The organism is Streptomyces sp. NPDC107654 (assembly GCF_055639035.1).
Genome location: NZ_JBVKBI010000005.1, coordinates 360912 through 377583 on the forward strand (window position 1 = coordinate 360912; position 16672 = coordinate 377583).

A 16672-nucleotide genomic window follows, 5' to 3' on the forward strand; every position below is an offset into this window, starting at 1 on the left:
GCCTGTTCGGCTGCTCGACTGGACTCTGCTGATCTGATGGTCCGTCAGATAGCATGGCAGCTGACGAGTCGTCAGCCAAGCAGGGGGCAGCCGTGAACGAGACCCCGCACACCCTGAGTTCCGCCCGCACACTGTGGGAGCTGGTCACCCGCCGGGCCGCCCTCACCCCCGACCGCCCGGTCCTGCTCCAGGGGGACCGCGTCCTCACCTTCGACGCCCTGCGCACCCGCTCCGAACGCGTCGCGGCCGGTCTGTACGCCATGGGCGTGCGCCCCGGCACGGTGGTCGCCTGGCAGTTGCCCACCCGCATCGAGACCGCCCTGCTGTCCTTCGCCCTGGCCCGCCTGGGCGCCGTGCAGTCCCCGCTGATCCCGTTCCACCGGGACCGCGAGGTCGGCTTCGCGCTGCGCGAGTCGAAGGCGGAGTTCTTCGCCGTACCGGGCGTCTGGCGCGGCCACGACCACACGGAGATGGCGCGGCGGCTCGGCGCGAGGGGCGTCTTCGAGGCGTACGACACCCTCCCCGACGGCGACCCGGCCACGCTTCCCCCTCCTCCCGCCGAGGGCACCTCGGTCCGCTGGATCTACTGGACCTCCGGGACGACCTCCGACCCCAAGGGCGTCCTGCACACCGACCGTTCCCTCGTCGCGGGCGGCTCCTGCCTGGCGCACGCCCTGCGGTTGTCGTCGGACGACGTCGGCTCGATGGCCTTCCCCTACGCCCACATAGCGGGCCCCGACTACACGGTGATGCTCCTGCTGTACGGCTTCCCGGCGGTGATGTGCGAGCACTTCGCGCTGCCGGAGGCGCTGGCGGAGTACCGGCGGCACGGGGTGACGGTGGCCGGCGGCTCCACGGCCTTCTACTCGATGTTCCTCGCCGAGCAGCGCCGGCGGCCGGGGGTGAAGGTGATCCCCACCCTGCGTCTCCTCGCGGGCGGCGGTGCCCCCAAGCCGCCCGAGCTGTACCACTGCGTGGTCCGCGAGATGGGCGTCCAGCTCACCCACGGCTACGGCATGACCGAGGCACCGATGATCACCATGGGCGACCCGGAGGACACCCCGGAGAACCTGGCGACGACCGAGGGCCGCCCCTCGGCCGCCATGGAGATCCGCATCGTGGACGGCGAGGTACGCCTGCGCGGCGAGGCCGTCTGCCGTGGCTACCTGGACCCCGCCCAGACGGCGGCGGCCTTCGACGAGGACGGCTTCCTGCGCACCGGGGACCTGGGCCGGCTGACCGACTCCGGCCACCTGGTCCTCACCGGCCGTCTCAAGGACGTGATCATCCGCAAGGGCGAGAACATCTCCGCCAAGGAGATCGAGGACCTCCTCACCGCGCATCCGGCGGTGGCCGACGCGGCCGTGATCGGACTTCCGGACCGTGACCGCGGGGAGGTGGTCTGCGCGGTGCTCGAACAGCCGCCGGACGCGGGTCCGTTGACCTTGCCGGAGGTCGTCTCCTTCCTCCGCGCGAAGGGGCTGTCCGTGCACAAACTGCCGGAGCGGCTGGAGGTGGTGGAGGCGTTGCCGCGGAACGACACGCTGCGGAAGGTGTTGAAGTACGAGCTGCGGGAGCGGTTCTCAGGACCGTTGCCCTAGCGGCGCCGCCACGGTGCCGCGCTCGCAGCGCTCGCGGCCGGGCCCGGCGGCCCGTCCGCCTCGGCAGGCTCGTGCTCCGGGACGGCGGGTCAGGCGACGGCGTAGCCGGCGAGGGACGGTTCGAGCAGGCCGAAGGCGTCGGCGGCTTCCGCGGTGACGGTTTCGGCGATGTCGTCATCGGCATGGCCGGCCAGGGTGAGCTCCTGGATGCGCTGGAACAGGATGCGGTGGACGGCGCCGAGCAGCCCGGCGGCCGTCTGGACGGTGATGTCGTCCCGTGGTGCGCCGACGGCCGCGGCGAGGGCGTCGGCGAGGGCGCGTTCACGCTGGTCGTGCAGGCCGCGCAGGCAGGCCGTGAGGGTGGGGCTGTCGGTGATCATGCGGGCGAAGGCCGGCCCGGAGAACCCGGAGACCGGATCCCTGGTCGCGACGGAGTCGGCGAAGGCGCGCCGCAACGCCGCCAGTGCGGACTCGCCCGGGTGCCGGCCGACCACCGTGTCCGCCAGGGACGCGATGAACACGTCCTGGTGGTCGAGGGCCAGGTCCTCCTTGCGCGCGAAGTAGTTGGTCACCGTCTTCTTGGCCACGCGTGCGGCGGCGGCGATCTCGGCGATCGTGGTCCGCTCGAAGCCCTGGTCGATGAAGAGGCGGGTGGCGTGGTCGGAGATGAGTCGCCGGGTCTCCTGCTTCTTCGTTTCGCGGAGGCCGGCCGGCTGCGCGGGCGAGGGGGCGTCAGTAGGCATGGGGCAATCTTACCCTCGTAGCATTTTTATGTTGACACCCCTGCGGCAACTGGGCTAACTTTACGCCGGTCGTAAGTTTGCGTCGGGGGTGAGTCGGTTCGGCTCGCCTGACCCACCGGGGCAGACCGTTCCCGTCTCCGAGGAGAACCGCCTTGCAGATCACCGCGTCCACCGTCAGCTTCACCGTCGACGACGTCGCCGCGTCCCAGCGGTTCTTCACCCGCCACCTCGGCTACACCGAACAGGCCGCCGCCGAGGGCTTCGCCTCCCTGACGCGCGGCGACGCCGCGGCGGACGTCGTTCTGCTCGCGCGCGGCATCGACGTGCTGCCGGCGGAGCAGCGCGACCAGCACGCCTCCGGAGTGATCCTCGCCTTCACCGGCACCGGCATCGCCGACGAGGAGAGGCGGCTGCGCGCCGAGGGGGTCGACATCACCATGCCGTTGCGTGAAGAGCCGTGGGGCGAGCGGCTGTTCCAGATCCAGGACCCGAACGGAGTGGTCATCCAGTTCGTCGAGTGGGTCACCCCTTCCGACCCTTCCTGACCTGTCGCCCTGGCGGGCCGCGAGCCACCACTTCCCGAAGGCCACGGGCCGAACGACCCAAGGAAGATCCCTTGTCACCTGACCCCACCACCGTCCACCCGCTCCCCGCGCACGACCGGGTGGTGTTCCTCAAGCCCCTGGTCACCTCGCCGAACGTCGTCGTGGGCGAGTACACGTACTACGACGACCCGGACGGCGCCACCGAGTTCGAGCACCGCAACGTTCTGTACGCGTACGGCCCCGAGCGACTGGTCATCGGCAAGTACTGCGCGATCGCCATGGGAACCAGGTTCCTGATGGCGGGCGCGGAGCATCCGACGATGGGCGTGTCCACGTTCCCGTTCACCATGTTCGGCGGCCGCTGGGCCGAGGAGACCCTGGACATCGTCACCTCCATGCCCAGCCGCGGGGACACGGTGATCGGCAACGACGTCTGGCTGGGTCACGGGGTGACCGTCATGCCCGGCGTCCGCATCGGTGACGGTGCCGTCATCGCGGCGGGCGCCGTGGTCACCGCCGATGTCCCGCCCTACACGATCGTCGGCGGCAACCCGGCCCGACCGATCCGGCAGCGGTTCGACGACGCGGACATCGAGCGACTGCGGCGCGCCGCGTGGTGGGACTGGCCCGTCGCCCTCGTCACCGAACACGCCCGGACCATCATGGCCGGCACCCCCGACGACATCGCCCGCATCGCCGCCGAGCACGGTGTGGGAAAGCCCCTTTGACACCCCCGACGGCTTCCTGGCAGCGCACGGCAGATCGCCGCGCCCGCCCGCATCGCCTGCGCGGGACTGCGGCACCCGAGCGGCCGTCCCCACCCGCCCGTTCACCGGTGGCCGCCCGTGGGGCGGTCCGAGAGGAGCCTGCATGAAGTTCGCACTCGTGATCTTCGAGACGGACGCGTCACGCCGTCGGATCCGGACCGACCGGGCCGCCTACCGCGAGGAGTACGAAGCCTGGATCGGCGGCCTTGCCGCGGCCGGGAAGCTGGTCGGCGGCGAGGCCCTGGAGACCGAGCACATCGCCCCCGTGACGGTGCGCGCGGGGGCCGACGGCGCACCGGCGGTGACCGACGGGCCCGCACAGCCGGGTGAGGAGACCCTCGGAGGCTGGTTCGTCATCGACGTCGCCGACCGCGACGAGGCCGTCGAACTCGCCAAGAGCCTCCCCACCCCGGAGACCGTCGAGATCCGCCCGATCCTCGAATCCGCCTGAGCCGGGCGGGTCAGGGGCCCGCCGACGCCGACCCGACCGTCGTCCGCCGCGGGACGGCCGCCCGGCGGACGACGTCCGAATGCCGCCAGCAAGGGTTCACCGCGGTGCTCATGCTGGCGGCATGACGATGACATCCCCCACCGAGTCGACGGACGTTCTCGCCGGCATGTACACGGCCGAGGCGCGGTACCTGGCGGCAGGAGGGCCCGGCGAAGCCTCGTTCGACCTGCTCGCCCCCTTCTTCGCGCCGGATGTCCAGCTGCACCAGGCAGAGGCTCTGCCCTATGGCGGCACGTGGCGCGGGCACGACGGCATGGCCCGATTCTTCCGCAGGATGGGAGAGGTCTGGGAGTCCTTCGACATGGTGGAGCAGGAGTTCCTCGCCACCGGTGAAACCGCCGTCGTGCTCACCCGCGTTCGTGCTCGCGCTCGCGCCACGGGCCGGGAACTGGACTTCCCGATCCTGCAGACGATCACGGTCAAGGGCGGGCGGATCACCGAGGTCCGTCCGTTCTACTGGGACACGCGCGCCGTCGCCGACGCCTGCGCCGAGCCGGACCCGCCGTGCGATGAAACCGGGTCGAGGTGAGACAGGCCCCGCGCCCCTCACATCCGGCTCAGCGAGGCCACCGCGAACAGGACGTCCCTGATCGCCTGGCGGTCGCCGTTCTGGCCCACCGCCGCGTCCTCCGGTGACACATGGCCCGCGGCCAGGTGGCAGAACTCCACGCCGTCCAGGGCCACATGGGCCACCTCGAACTCCGCGGAACCCACCGCGGCCGGTGAGTCGAGCGGGATCAGCCACTCACCGCCGGCCGCGCCCTCGATCTCCAGGCGCAGGCTGCGGCCGGGCGCTCCGGCCGGGACCAGGTGCGGGGTCCGGTGCCCCGGCGCGGACAGGCCCGCGCGGCGGCGCTCGGCGAGTACCGTCGGCAGCAGGCGGGCGGCGAGGGTGATCATCCGGTGGAGGTGGCGCGGCGCCGGCGGTGTGTACGGGTAGTCAACCGCCTCCGCGATGTCCGCCGCGTGCACCCAGCACTCGAAGGCGCGGTCCAGCATCGCGTCGTGCAGCGGCAGCGCGAAGTCGCCGTACGACACCTCCAGACCGCCCGTGTGACCGCCGGTGAAGGACACCGTCCGCACCAGGCTGTGGCTCTGCTCCCGCCACGGCCCCCGCACCGACCGCGTCGGCGGGAAGTGCGAGGCCCCCCAGAACGCCTCCGTACGGCCGGCCGGGCCCGTGGCACCCGGCTGCGCCGCCCCGGCGACCCCGGCCAGCGGGTCCTCCAGGCCGAGCGCGGCGGCGATCAGCCCGTCCACCGACAGCAGGTGCGCGATCACCCCGGCGACGGTCGTACGACGGCTCGTCTGCGTGTCCCGCTCGAACCAGCGCAGCCGCACCGGCGCGTGCCACTCCGCGTCGCCGAAGTCCTGGAGCAGCGCGTCCAGCCGCGCGGTCTCGGCGTCGTACGGCGCCGCCCAGTCGGGCACCGGGATGCGCGGCGGCCGGCGGTTCAGGCAGCTCTCCAGGACGCGGGTGCGCAGCCCGGGGTCCAGGTCCAGGCTCTCGGGCTGGTGCAGCAGGCCGACCGCCTCGCGCAGCCGGCGGGCCTCGTCTGCGCACGCGCCGCAGTCGCCCAGGTGCTCCTCCACGGCCGCGGTCTCCGCCGCCGAGCAGGCGGCCAGCGCCCAGGCGCCGAGCAGCGACTTCAGGACGTCGTGCGACAGGTCGAGCGGCACGGGTGCGAGGTCCCCCAGGTCGGCGAGGTCGGGCAGCGGAACCCCGCCGTCCTCCACGGAGGCGCGGGGCGTGGGTATACGCGGGGCGGGCGCGGGCCCGTTCCCGCCGGCTCCGCCGTGCCCCGCGTCACCGGGACCACCGGGACGGCCGGCACCGTCGCGTCCGGCACCGCCGTCGTCGGCTTCGTCGTGACGACCGTCCCGACCGCGCCCCCCGTCTGCCACCCCCGGCCCGCTCAAGTCGGCTTCACCGTGCGGCCGTTCGCCGAAGGACCGCTCATCGCGCGCGTCATCCCCGCGGCCCCCTTCCCCTCCCCGGCCGTCGTGCTCGTCGTACCCGTCCCGCGCCTCGAACCCACCCGCGCCCGTCACACCGCACCCCGGTACCCCGGCGGTGTGCCGGTGTCGTGGGCGGTGGAGAGGAGTTGGAGGCCGAGGCGGAGCCGGCGGCGGGCCTCCTCCTCGGTGACGCCGAGGTCGGCCGCGGTCTGGCGGTAGTCGAGGCGCCGGACGTAGGCCCGGTCCAGGGCGGCGCGCAGCGGGGCCGGCATGGAGTGGACGATGTAGTCGGCGCGGGCGGCGACGGAGGCGCGGCGGACGGTGCTCTCCAGTTCCTCGCGCCGCGGCTGCTCCCGTTCCTCCCGGTCCCGCAGCCGCTGCACGGCGACCCGGTGGGTGACGGCGGCGACCCAGGAGCGCAGCGGGCCCTGCCGGGGGTCGTAGGTCTCGGGGTGCTCCCAGACGTGGGCGAAGACCTCGCGGGTGACGGCGTCGGCGGCCCGTTCGTCGGCGAGGACGCGGTGGGCGAGGCTGTGCACGAGGGAGGCGAAACGGTCGTACAGCTCACCGAGGGCGGCCGCCTCTCCGCGCGCGAGCCGCTGCTGCATCTTGCGGTCCCAGCGGGGCGGTACGTCCTTCCTGGCCATGCGATCCCCTCCCCTCACCCTGTCCGGCCCGTCCAGCCTGTCGGTCCTGTCGTCTCGAATGTAGTCGGCACGTCTGACAACGCACGCCCCTTTGGGGCAATGTGCGCCCCCGGCGTCGCCGCAGGTGATAGTGCCCTCTTCACACAACCTTCACACAGGCCGCGTACACCCCTGATCGAACAGGATCGATAGTGACCGAAACAAGCCCCTTGCCGATCGCCTGCCGTTTGCCGGGTCACGTTTCAGGGAACGGCCGCTGGGCAGCCGCGCGGAAAGAAACGTAGGAACTGCTTCCGTTTCCGGGCGGTTCCGCGGGATCCGGCGAGCGGAGGGGCATGGCCGTGACATTCAAGGTGACCGGCGTCCAACGGCACGAGTGGGCCGTGCTCCAGGTCTCCGGGGAACTGGACCTGATGACCTCGCCGGTACTGCGCCAGCGGGTGCACGACATCGTCGCCGAGGGGCACCACGACCTCGTCGTGGACCTCTCCGACGTGTTCTTCTGCGACTCCAGCGGGGTCGGCGTCCTCATCGCCGCCCGCCGGCTGATCCGCTCCTGCCAGGGACGGCTGCGGCTGATCCTGCCGGACCGGGGCGCCGAGGACGGCTCGCACGTCAACCGGGTCCTCGGCGCGCTCGGTGTCCGCCGGCTCTTCGACGTCCGCCCCGACGTCGAGTCCGCCACCACCGACGACGCGGACCCCCTCTCGGCCTGAGCACGATTCCCGTCCCGACGCCATGGAGTTGTCGCGGAATTCCCCCGGTCTTGGCACAACCGCCGCTTTGCCGCCGCCTTCCCGCCCCCCGCGACGTACGCTCCCACCCGGACCAACCCCCACGTCAACGGAAGGCGGCCCGAACAGCCATGGCCAGCACCGAGTACGAGCGCAGGATCGCCGCCCGGTTCGCCACCTTCGACCAGGACGGCAACGGCTCCATCGACCGTGAGGACTTCAACGCGGCGGCCAAGGCGCTGCTCGCCGAGTTCGGTGTGCCCGCGCGCTCCGACAGGGGCCAGGCGCTGTACGCCGGAGCGGAGGCGTTCTGGCAGGGCATGGCCGGCATCGCGGACCGGGACGGCGACCAGCGCATCACCCGCGAGGAGTTCGTCGACGGCGCGGTCAAGCGGCTGCGCGACAACCCCGACCGCTTCGCCGAGATCGCCCGCCCCTTCCTGCACGCGGCCCTCGCGGTGGCGGGCGGCGGCGGAGACGGCAGGGCCGGTGTCGCCGACGCGGCGCGGGTGCTCCGCGTCCTGCACGTTCCGGCGGACCAGGCCGAGGCAATCGCCGCCGCCCTCGACACCGACGGCGACGGGACGATCGGCGAGCCGGACATCGTCCCCGCGTTCGCCCGCTACTTCACGGTGCCCGAGTAGGCGCACCGCCTCCTCAGGCGAACACCACCGTCCGCCGCCCATTGAGCAGAATGCGTCGTTCCGCGTGCCACTTCACGGCCCGCGCCAGCGCCTGGCACTCCACGTCGCGTCCGATGGCCACCAGCTGGTCCGGCGTCACGCCGTGGCCGACGCGCTCGACCTCCTGCTCGATGATCGGTCCCTCGTCGAGGTCCGCGGTGACGTAGTGCGCCGTCGCGCCGATCAGCTTCACGCCCCGGGCGTGCGCCTGGTGGTACGGCTTGGCGCCCTTGAAGCTCGGCAGGAAGGAGTGGTGGATGTTGATGATCCGGCCGCTGAGCTGCTTGCACAGGTCGTCCGAGAGCACCTGCATGTAGCGGGCGAGGACGACCAGCTCGACCTTCTCCTCGCGCACCAGCTCCAGCAGCTTCGCCTCGGCCTCCGGCTTGTTCTCCTTCGTCACCGGGATGTGGTGGAAGGGGATGTTGTAGGAGCCCACCAGCTCCTCGAAGTCGGTGTGATTGGAGACCACAGCCACGATCTCCACCGGCAGCGCACCGATCCGCGCCCGGAACAGCAGGTCGTTCAGGCAGTGCCCGAACTTGCTGACCATCAGCACGATGCGCATCTTCTGGTCGGCCCGGTGGATCTGCCAGTCCATGTGGAAGGTGTCACCGATCGCCGCGAAGCTGGCCCGCAGCTTGTCCACCGTCACCGGCGCCTCGGCCGAGAAGTGGACACGCATGAAGAACAGTCCCGTGTCGTGGTCGCCGAACTGCTGGCTGTCCTCGATGTTGCAGCCGGTCATGAACAGGTAGCTGGACACGGCGTGCACGATGCCCTGTTTGTCCGGGCAGGAGAGCGTGAGGACGTACTGGTCGGCCGGTGCGGCGGCGACGGAGGGGGCGGACTGATCGGTCATGCACTACAGGGTCCCATACCGGCCACCCCGCAGGGATCGCCGTCCGCCACGCGGACCCCGCCAGACCGCGCCAGGACCCCGCCAGGCCGCGTCAGGACCCCGCCCGGCCCCGGCGGGCCCCCAGGCCCGCGTCAGGACCTCGTCAGGATCCGCAGCACTTCCAGGCTCTTCGGCGCCGCGTCCGGGTCCTCCCCGTCGCTCGCCGACATCCGCACGTGCGCGTCCCGCGCCGCCCGCACCGCGTCCGGCCAGCCCGGGTGGTCCAGGTAGGCGGAGACCGGCGCGTCCGGGCCGACCTGGTGCATGATCCGCAGCACCCGCAGCACGGCGGTGTCGACGAGCGCCGCCTCCTGCGAGTCCCGGAACACGGTGCCGACGTACTTCTCGGCCGACCAGTTGTCCAGCCAGGTGTCCTCCACCAGCCGGTACACGGCGTCCGTGACGTCGCCGTAACCGTCCACACCGGCCAGCCAGACCTCGCGCTGGAACACCGGGTCGGAGAGCATGTGAAGCGCCGAGCGCACGTTGCTGCGCCACCGCCACCACGGCATGTCGTTCAGGGGCATGCCGCCCATGGTGGAGGAGCGACGGCCGCGACGGGAAGAGTTCTCCGAACCTTGCACGGTCATCGATCGTACGTTCCTCGCCCCACAGGACTCACCGGCCCCTCCAATTCACCTCCACGTCACCTTTCATTGACCGAGGGTCACCTCCGGGTTGGCTCTGTGAGGGAATCGTGGGGGGACATGACCGGCAGGCGACGCACCCGCAGCACCCTCCTCCCCGCCCTTCCCCGCCCCGTACGGGCCACCGCCCTCGCCGCGGGCGCCCTGGCCCTCTGCGCGTCGCTCACCGCCGCATGCGGGGTCGTCCCCGGTGCCACGGGGGGCTCCGGGGACGACCCGGTCAAGGTGATGACCTGGGCGCCGCAGGACACCGACGCCACCAACAAGCCGGGCATGCCGGCGATGGCCCGCGCCTACGCGAAGTGGGTCAACGCCCGCGGCGGCGTCAACGGCCACCGGCTGGAGGTGCTGACCTGCAACGACCACAACGACGGCGTGGGCGCCGCCCGGTGCGCCCGGCGCGCGGCCGACGAGAAAGTGGTCGCGGTCGTCGGCTCCTACAGCCAGTTCGGCGACTCCTACCTGGCCCCGCTGGAAGGCGCCGGCATCCCCTACATCGGCGGCTACGGCGTCACCAACGACGAGTTCACCGGCGCCATGTCGTACCCGGTCAACGGCGGCCAGCCCGCCCTCCTCGCCGGTCTCGGCAAGGCCCTCGCCACCGCCTGCGGCCACGTTGCCCTGATCCGCCCCGACAGCATCGCCGGCGACCAGCTGCCCGCGATGCTCGACTCGGGCCTGAAGGCGGGCGGCCACCCGGACGCCGGCGACCAGCTCGCCGCCGACGACGCCACCGAGTACGCCGGCCAGTCCGAGCAGGCGCTGCGCTACGCCACCAAGGGGGCGGAGAGGAAGGGGTGCGTGGTGCCCGCGCTCGGGGACCGCACGGACACCTTCATGGACTCCTTCCGGCGGGCCCGGCAGAACTTCCCGGACGTGCGGACCGCGACCGTGCTCGGCAGCGTCGACCAGACGGTGATCAACGCCACGGGCGGGGCGTCGGGGCCGTACGAGGGGGCGTACATCACCGGCTGGTACCCGGTCGCCTCCGACCCGCGCTGGGGCCCCATGAAGAAGGTGATCAACGAGGCGGCCTTCGGCGACAACCGCATCGACCCGGCGGACGCCGGTGTGCAGACCACGTGGATCGCCTACACCGTGCTCCGGGCCGCCCTGGAGAGGATCGGCGACGGCGAGGTGAGCGCCGACACCGTGCGCCGCACCCTCAACGACGGCCTGCGGGTCTCCACCGGCGGCCTCACCCCGACCCTGCACTGGCCCTACGAGGGCAGGCTCGCCGCGGTCGGTTTCCCGCGGCTGGTCAACGCCGACGTCACCCTCCAGGTGGTGCGGGACGGCAACCTGGTCGCGGCCCGCGAGGGCATCGGCGGTGCCGACGGGATCGCCGACATGACCTCGACGCTGGAGGCGGCGGACGTGTCGTGACGGGCCCCGCGCCCACGGCACGGCTGCGGCTGCGGCTGCGGCTGCGGCTGCGGCGAGGGGCCCGGCGGGGCGGTCACAGCTGGGTGGGCTGGCGCTGGGTCAGGCCGTACTTCTGCGCGATCGTGTTCCACAGCGCCGCCGCCCTCGTCTTCTGCGCGCTGGCGGTGACGCTCTCCCGGTTGCCGGCCTGGGTCTCCCCGGTGGTGCGGGCGTGCCCCTTGTGGCAGACCTTGCGGTTCTTGGCCTGGCCTGCCCAGGCCGCGTAGTGGTTGTCGGCCGCGGCGGACGCCTGCCAGGCCTTGGTGAGGGCGTCCTTCAGCTGGCCCTGGGCGTGCAGCTTGTCCGTGGACAGCTTGCCGAGCCGGGTGACCAGCTGGTTGCGCTGCGCGGCCGCGTCCCGCAGATCGGCGGCTGCCTGGTCGAGGTTGTCGCACCGCTTGACGTCGGCCACCGCCTGGATGACCGAGGACCGGCTGCTGCCGCTGTCCGCGAGCAGCTTGTCCAGCTCGACCGCCTGCTGCCGGGCGGGGTCGACGGTGGGCGAGGCGGAGTCCTGCGTGGTCGGGGAGGCGGCGGCGACCGTCTTGTCGTCCCCGCCCTTGTCGCTGCCGCCCCCGGCGCTGAGCAGCGCGCCGGCGCCGACGCCGACCACGACGAGGCCCACGCCGATGGCGGCGATCAGCGGCACCCGCGACCGGCGCCGCCCGCCGCCGTCGTCGTCGTAACTCCCGTCGTCGTACGACGACTGCGCCGGACGGTACGACGCCGGGCCCGGGCCGGGGTAGGGGTCCGGCTGCTGGACGCGCGGGAGCTGCTGGGTGGACCCGGCCGGACCGTCACCGCCGGCGGGGGCGCCGCGGAAGAGGTTGTCGAACTCGGCGGGCGGCTGCCGGTCCCCGCCCTGCCCCTGGGCCTGGGCCTGCGCGGTGTAGGGCGGGATGTACTGGGTGGCCTCGGCGTCGGAGGGCGCGGGCGACGCCTCGCGGGGCACCTGCCCCAGGTACCGGGTCTCCTCGCCGGCCGACTCCGGCGGCAGCGCACCGGGGGTCACGGGCGGGAGGTACTGGGTGGCGGCCGGGAGGTCCTGGGGGGCGGGCGGGGGGTCCTGGGGGGCGGGCGGGGGGTACTGGGTGGCGGCCGGAAGGTCCTGGGTGGCGGGCGGGAGGTACTGGGTGGCCGCCTCGTGGACGGAGGCCGCCGCCGGGTCCGCGGCGACCGGCGGTATGTACTGGGTGGCGCCGTCGGCCGGTGCGGCCTGCACCGGCGGCAGGTACTGGGTCGCGCTGTCCGCCGTCGGGGGCAGCGGGGCGGCCGCGGGCGGGTACGGCTGCTGACCGTGGGAGGCCTGGTGCTGCTGGTGCTGCTGGTAGGCGTCCGGGGTGCCGTACGCGGGCTGCTGGGCCGCCTCGTAGCCGCCGGGCGTGGGGTGGCCGCCGTAGGGCGTTCCGGGGCCGCCGTAGGCCGGTGCCTGGCCGCCGTACGACGGGGCCGGGGCGCCCTCCGGGGGCAGCGGGCCCGGGTTCGCGGGGGACGGCGGCTGCTGGGAGCCGGTCCACTGCGGGGCCGCGGAAGGGGCCCAGCCCTGGTCCTGCCCAGGGGTCTGCCGGGGCGTCTGCCCGCCGGGACCCCAGGAACCGTCCCACGCCTGTCCGCCGGCCGGGCCTGCGGGGGCGGGCGTCGCGGTCATCCCCGGCAGCAGGGGCTCGCCTCCGTCGGAGGGCAGCACGATGCCTTCGCGCGCGGGCCGCGCCGAGGGCTCCTCGCCCTGTCCACTCTGCGTCACCGGGACTCCTACTAATGGGGGACCTTGTGAATCGTCGGCTCACGCTACCGGGTCCCCCGAGCCGCGTGCCACGCAGCTCAGGACGCGACCTCCTTCCCTGTGACGGCGGTAACACATCGGTTCCGCGATGCGCTGTTCACGGCACCCGGCGCACCCCGGGTGCCGTTTCCCTCCCGTTCACGCCCGCGCGGGGCCGGTGTTCACGCGGCCTGCTGGAGGTCGAGGCGCGCGCCGAACTCCCGTACCACGGCCTCCTCACGGAAGGGCTCCAGGCGCTGCTGGAGGTCTTCCAGGTACTCCGCGCCCCGGTTGGAGCGGAGCGTCTCCAGCAACTCCACCGCTCTCATCCCGGTGTTGCAGGCCTGCTCGATCTCGCGCTGCTGCACCTGGGCCGTGGCGAGCAGCACGTAGCCGATGGCGCGCCGGCGGGCCCGGGACTCGGGGTGGCCGGCCAGCGACTGCTCGGCGTACCGCGCCGCCTGCTCGGGCTGCCCCAGGTCGCGGTGGCAGTGCGCCAACTCGTCGGCGAGGTAGGCCTCGTCGAAGTGCCTGATCCAGACCGGGTCGTCCCCGGTGCCGCCGTCCGCGCGTTCCATCGCGTCGACCGCCCGCCCGCCGGCCGCCTGCGCGGCACGCACGTCACCGAGCAGGGCGTGCCCGCGCGCCTCGGCGGCGTGGAACATCGCCTCCGCGCGCGGGGTCACATGCCCGCGCGCCCCTTCCTGCGCCGCCCGTGCCAACTGGGCGATCTCACGCGGGTTCCCGAGCTGCGCGGCGAGGTGGCTCATGGAGGCGGCGAGGACATAGCCGCCGTACCCGCGGTCCCCGGCGGCCTGTGCGAGCCGCAGCGACTGGATGTAGTACCGCTGCGCGAGGCCCGGCTGGCCGGTGTCGACGGCCATGTACCCGGCCAGCTCGGTCAACCGGGCGACGGCGGCGAAGAGTTCCCGGCCGACCGCCTCCCGGTACGAGCCCGCGAGCAGTCCGGAGACGACGCTGTTGAGGTAGTGCACGACGACCGGGCGGACGTGTCCGCTGCCGTACTGGTGGTCGAGGTCCACCAGCGCCTGGGTCATGGACCGTACGGCGGCCACGTCGGCCTGGCCCACGCGCGGGCCGGCCTGCCGGGCCACCTGCGCGTCCGGCGCCGAGATCAGCCAGTCGCGGCTGGGCTCGACCAGCGCGGAGGCGGCGACGGAGGAGCCGGACAGGAAGTCCCGGCGCCCCACGTCGCTGCGCCACAGCTCGCAGACCTGCTCGATGGCCCCCAGTACCGTCGGCGAGAACTGGAGACCGACTCCCGAGGCGAGGTTCTTGCCGTTGGCCATGCCGATCTCGTCGATCGTGACCGTGCGGCCGAGCTTGCGCCCGAGCGCCTCGGCGATGATCGCCGGGGCCCGGCCCCGCGGCTGCTGGCCGCGCAGCCAGCGGGCCACGGACGTCTTGTCGTAGCGCAGGTCGAGCCCGTGCTCTGCGCCGCACATGTTGACCCGCCGGGCCAGCCCGGCGTTGGAGCACCCCGCTTCCTGGATGAGTGCCTGCAGCCGTTCGTTCGGCTGCCTCGCCACGAGAGGCCTTGCGGCCATGTGTTACCCCCTGCGTTGCGGTCCCCTGGAACGTGTTGCGATCTTCCGGAGCACGAAATGTTCCGGCCGGGAAGATCACTGCCCAGCTGACATACCGTCAATGCGTGACATGTGCGGTTTGCCGGGGTAAAGACGGTTGCCCCCTTCCCTGGCTACCCACCTCACGCCCCGTCTCCTCCCACGCGCCCCCGGACGTGCACCCATGCGCCCCGACTGCGGAAGCGGTGCTCCTCCCCCGCGCGCGGTACGGCCGTAACTCGTGGTGACCGCGGGAGTTGAGTGGAACGTGGAAGAGACGATCGCGGGCGCCCAGGACAGTCAGTTGGCCGGTCACATTCCGCAGCAGCGCGGGGAAACGCTGCTGGAGACCGCCGTACGGTACGCCGAGGAACGGCACTGGGACGTGTTCCCGGGCACCTGGCTGGAAGCCGTCGACGGGATGCAGCGCTGCTCGTGCGGTGACGCCTCCTGCCCTGCGCCGGGTGCGCACCCCACGCGCCCCGACTGGGCGACCCAGGCGACCGGCAGTGCGACCGTCGCGCGCCGGATGTGGCACAAGCAGCCGACGGCGTCGATCCTGCTGCCGACGGGGCGGACCTTCGACACGCTGTCCGTCCCGGAGAGCGCCGGCTTCCTGGCGCTGGCCCGGATGGAGCGGATGGAGCTGACGCTCGGGCCGGTCACGCTGACACCGGACCGGCGGATGCACTTCTTCGTGCTGCCCGGCGCCTCCGCGAAGGTGCCGGAGCTGGTGCGCAAGCACGGCTGGTCGCCGTCGTCGCTGGACCTGGTGACGCAGGGCGAGGGCGCCTACGTCGCCGCTCCGCCCACGCGGTTCGGGTCGCGGGGGGCCGTGCAGTGGGCCTGCCGGCCGACGCCGGCGAACCGGTGGCTGCCGGACGCGGAGGAGTTGGTCTCACCGCTGGCCTATGCGTGCGGGAGGGACCGGTAGCCGGTTCGCCCCCTCGCCCGCCCGTTCCGGTGCGCCGGCGAACTGCGGCCCCCTTGTGGCCGGCCGCGCGGTTCCCCGCGCCCCGTCAGGGGCGCGGGTCAATCCCCGAGCAGGCCGTCGAGGAACGGTGAGACAGCGCTCCGCCAAGCCACCGGCAGGTCGTAGTGGGCGAGGTGCCCGGCGTCGGCGATCTCCGCGTACTCGCCCCGCGGCAGCACCCGCACCATCTCCTGCGCCTCCGCCCGCCCCAGCTCGCCGTCCACCCCGCGCACCACCAGCGTCGGGCAGCGCACCTGGGCCAGTTCCTCCCAGTGGGCGTCGTAGACCCAGGTCTCTCGGGAGCCGAGCATGTGCCGGGGGTCGAAGACGGGACGCCAGCCGTCCTCGCACTCGTGCATCACCTCGGCGTAGAACGCGCCGCGCGCGGGGCTGGGCCGCTCGATCCGGGGGTCGTCCTCGCCGAACCACTTGCGGACGTCGGCGAGGCTGGCGAAGGGGACGGGCCAGGACGTGAACCAGTCGGCCCACTCGCGCTGCGAGGCCGCGCCGAGCGCGGAGGCCCGCATGTCGCAGATGATCAGACCGCGCACCAGGTCGGGGCGCTTGGCGGCGAGCTGCCAGGCGGTCAGGGCGCCCATGGCGTGGCCGACGAGGACGACGGGGGCGAGGCCGAGCTGTTCCACGGCGGCCTCGGCGTCCTCGACGTAGGCCTCGCGGGTGTAAGCGGCCGGCGGGGGCCTGTCGCTCTGGCCGTGGCCGCGCTGGTCGAGCGCCACGGCACGGTGGCGCCCGGCGAGCCAGCGGGCGGTGGACGCCCAGTGGGAGGCGCGGCCCATCAGGCCGTGGAGTAACAGCACTCCCGGAGGATGCGGATCCGCCGCCGCTCCACCACCCGGCTCGGCCTCCGCTTTCGGAGGGTCGGCGAACTCCCAGGCGGCCAGGCGCAGCCCGCCCGCTCCCGTCACATCGATACGCCGTGCCATCGGCCTGGCACCCCCCAGTGCTCCGCCTGCCTCGTCGTCCAGCTCGCCTCGTCCAGCCGTTCCAAGCTATCGAATACTCATTCGAAAAATCTCTCTCCCTGGACAACACCCCTCATTTGAGTGACATCCCCCAAGGAATGATCGCCGCGCCCGAGGGGATCTTTCTGGCAGGAGGCGGACCGCTCGGGGAAAAACGGTCCGAAGGGGATGACCCTGAGAGCTCGGGGCTCCGGGTCAGCACAGG

17 protein-coding genes are annotated in these 16672 nt (G+C 72.9%); 9 read left to right on the forward strand and 8 right to left on the reverse strand.

All coding sequences use genetic code 11. The features are described from left to right. Positions 1 to 53: 53 nt before the first annotated feature. Entirely contained in the window at positions 54 to 1601 is a 1548-nt protein-coding gene (locus tag ACZ7N4_RS12265; protein WP_471356928.1) for a class I adenylate-forming enzyme family protein, read from the forward strand. Positions 1602 to 1690: 89 nt separating this feature from the next. Here ACZ7N4_RS12265 and ACZ7N4_RS12270 read toward each other — a convergent pair whose 3' ends face one another. Continuing rightward, on the reverse strand, positions 1691 to 2344 hold the full coding sequence (locus tag ACZ7N4_RS12270) for a TetR/AcrR family transcriptional regulator (protein ID WP_471356931.1): 654 nt from the start codon (positions 2342 to 2344) through the stop codon (positions 1691 to 1693). 152 nt (positions 2345 to 2496) lie between these two features. Here ACZ7N4_RS12270 and ACZ7N4_RS12275 point away from each other — a divergent pair, with 152 nt between their 5' ends. The 4 genes from ACZ7N4_RS12275 (at position 2497) to ACZ7N4_RS12290 (ending at position 4696) form a co-directional block, all read left to right on the forward strand. Beyond that, entirely contained in the window at positions 2497 to 2889 is a 393-nt protein-coding gene (locus ACZ7N4_RS12275; RefSeq protein ID WP_471356934.1) for a VOC family protein, read from the forward strand. 71 nt (positions 2890 to 2960) lie between these two features. Beyond that, a complete protein-coding gene (locus ACZ7N4_RS12280; RefSeq protein WP_471356937.1) occupies positions 2961 to 3617 on the forward strand; it encodes a CatB-related O-acetyltransferase in 657 nt (218 codons plus the stop codon). Between the two features lie 142 nt (positions 3618 to 3759). Continuing rightward, positions 3760 to 4107, forward strand: coding sequence for a YciI family protein (locus ACZ7N4_RS12285; protein WP_471356939.1), 348 nt, complete (start codon positions 3760 to 3762; stop codon positions 4105 to 4107). Between the two features lie 121 nt (positions 4108 to 4228). Beyond that, entirely contained in the window at positions 4229 to 4696 is a 468-nt protein-coding gene (locus ACZ7N4_RS12290; protein WP_471356940.1) for a nuclear transport factor 2 family protein, read from the forward strand. Positions 4697 to 4713: 17 nt separating this feature from the next. On the opposite strand, the gene ACZ7N4_RS12295 is transcribed toward ACZ7N4_RS12290, so the two are convergent. Together ACZ7N4_RS12295 and ACZ7N4_RS12300 are read right to left on the reverse strand one after the other, a co-directional pair. Beyond that, positions 4714 to 6072 (reverse strand): zf-HC2 domain-containing protein, encoded by a 1359-nt coding sequence (locus ACZ7N4_RS12295; protein ID WP_471356943.1) that lies wholly within the window; start codon positions 6070 to 6072, stop codon positions 4714 to 4716. A gap of 143 nt (positions 6073 to 6215) precedes the next feature. Then, positions 6216 to 6773, reverse strand: a complete 558-nt coding sequence (locus ACZ7N4_RS12300) for a sigma-70 family RNA polymerase sigma factor (RefSeq protein WP_471356946.1) — start codon at positions 6771 to 6773, stop codon at positions 6216 to 6218. Positions 6774 to 7108: 335 nt separating this feature from the next. Here ACZ7N4_RS12300 and ACZ7N4_RS12305 point away from each other — a divergent pair, with 335 nt between their 5' ends. Both ACZ7N4_RS12305 and ACZ7N4_RS12310 read left to right on the forward strand, forming a co-directional pair. Beyond that, positions 7109 to 7489 (forward strand): STAS domain-containing protein, encoded by a 381-nt coding sequence (locus ACZ7N4_RS12305; RefSeq protein ID WP_471356948.1) that lies wholly within the window; start codon positions 7109 to 7111, stop codon positions 7487 to 7489. A 149-nt stretch (positions 7490 to 7638) separates the two neighbouring features. Continuing rightward, positions 7639 to 8151 (forward strand): EF-hand domain-containing protein, encoded by a 513-nt coding sequence (locus ACZ7N4_RS12310; RefSeq protein WP_471356950.1) that lies wholly within the window; start codon positions 7639 to 7641, stop codon positions 8149 to 8151. A gap of 13 nt (positions 8152 to 8164) precedes the next feature. Here the strand turns inward: ACZ7N4_RS12310 and purU are convergent, their stop codons facing one another. Next, on the reverse strand, positions 8165 to 9052 hold the full coding sequence (purU, locus tag ACZ7N4_RS12315; protein ID WP_471356952.1) for a formyltetrahydrofolate deformylase: 888 nt from the start codon (positions 9050 to 9052) through the stop codon (positions 8165 to 8167). Between the two features lie 131 nt (positions 9053 to 9183). Continuing rightward, the gene (locus tag ACZ7N4_RS12320) at positions 9184 to 9681 is read right to left on the reverse strand and encodes an SCO4402 family protein (protein ID WP_471356954.1); all 498 of its coding nucleotides are present in this window, start codon (positions 9679 to 9681) and stop codon (positions 9184 to 9186) included. A gap of 117 nt (positions 9682 to 9798) precedes the next feature. On the opposite strand from ACZ7N4_RS12320, the gene ACZ7N4_RS12325 reads away from it, so the two are divergent. Further along, positions 9799 to 11124, forward strand: a complete 1326-nt coding sequence (locus ACZ7N4_RS12325) for an ABC transporter substrate-binding protein (RefSeq protein ID WP_471356957.1) — start codon at positions 9799 to 9801, stop codon at positions 11122 to 11124. 73 nt (positions 11125 to 11197) lie between these two features. On the opposite strand, the gene ACZ7N4_RS12330 is transcribed toward ACZ7N4_RS12325, so the two are convergent. Both ACZ7N4_RS12330 and ACZ7N4_RS12335 read right to left on the reverse strand, forming a co-directional pair. Continuing rightward, a complete protein-coding gene (locus tag ACZ7N4_RS12330; protein WP_471356959.1) occupies positions 11198 to 12907 on the reverse strand; it encodes a hypothetical protein in 1710 nt (569 codons plus the stop codon). A gap of 200 nt (positions 12908 to 13107) precedes the next feature. Next, the gene (locus ACZ7N4_RS12335; protein WP_471356961.1) at positions 13108 to 14493 is read right to left on the reverse strand and encodes a transcriptional regulator; all 1386 of its coding nucleotides are present in this window, start codon (positions 14491 to 14493) and stop codon (positions 13108 to 13110) included. Between the two features lie 286 nt (positions 14494 to 14779). Here ACZ7N4_RS12335 and ACZ7N4_RS12340 point away from each other — a divergent pair, with 286 nt between their 5' ends. Then, complete coding sequence (locus tag ACZ7N4_RS12340) at positions 14780 to 15445, forward strand: bifunctional DNA primase/polymerase (RefSeq protein ID WP_471356964.1); 666 nt, start codon at positions 14780 to 14782, stop codon at positions 15443 to 15445. Between the two features lie 98 nt (positions 15446 to 15543). On the opposite strand, the gene ACZ7N4_RS12345 is transcribed toward ACZ7N4_RS12340, so the two are convergent. After that, complete coding sequence (locus tag ACZ7N4_RS12345; protein ID WP_471356967.1) at positions 15544 to 16428, reverse strand: alpha/beta fold hydrolase; 885 nt, start codon at positions 16426 to 16428, stop codon at positions 15544 to 15546. Positions 16429 to 16672: the final 244 nt, after the last annotated feature.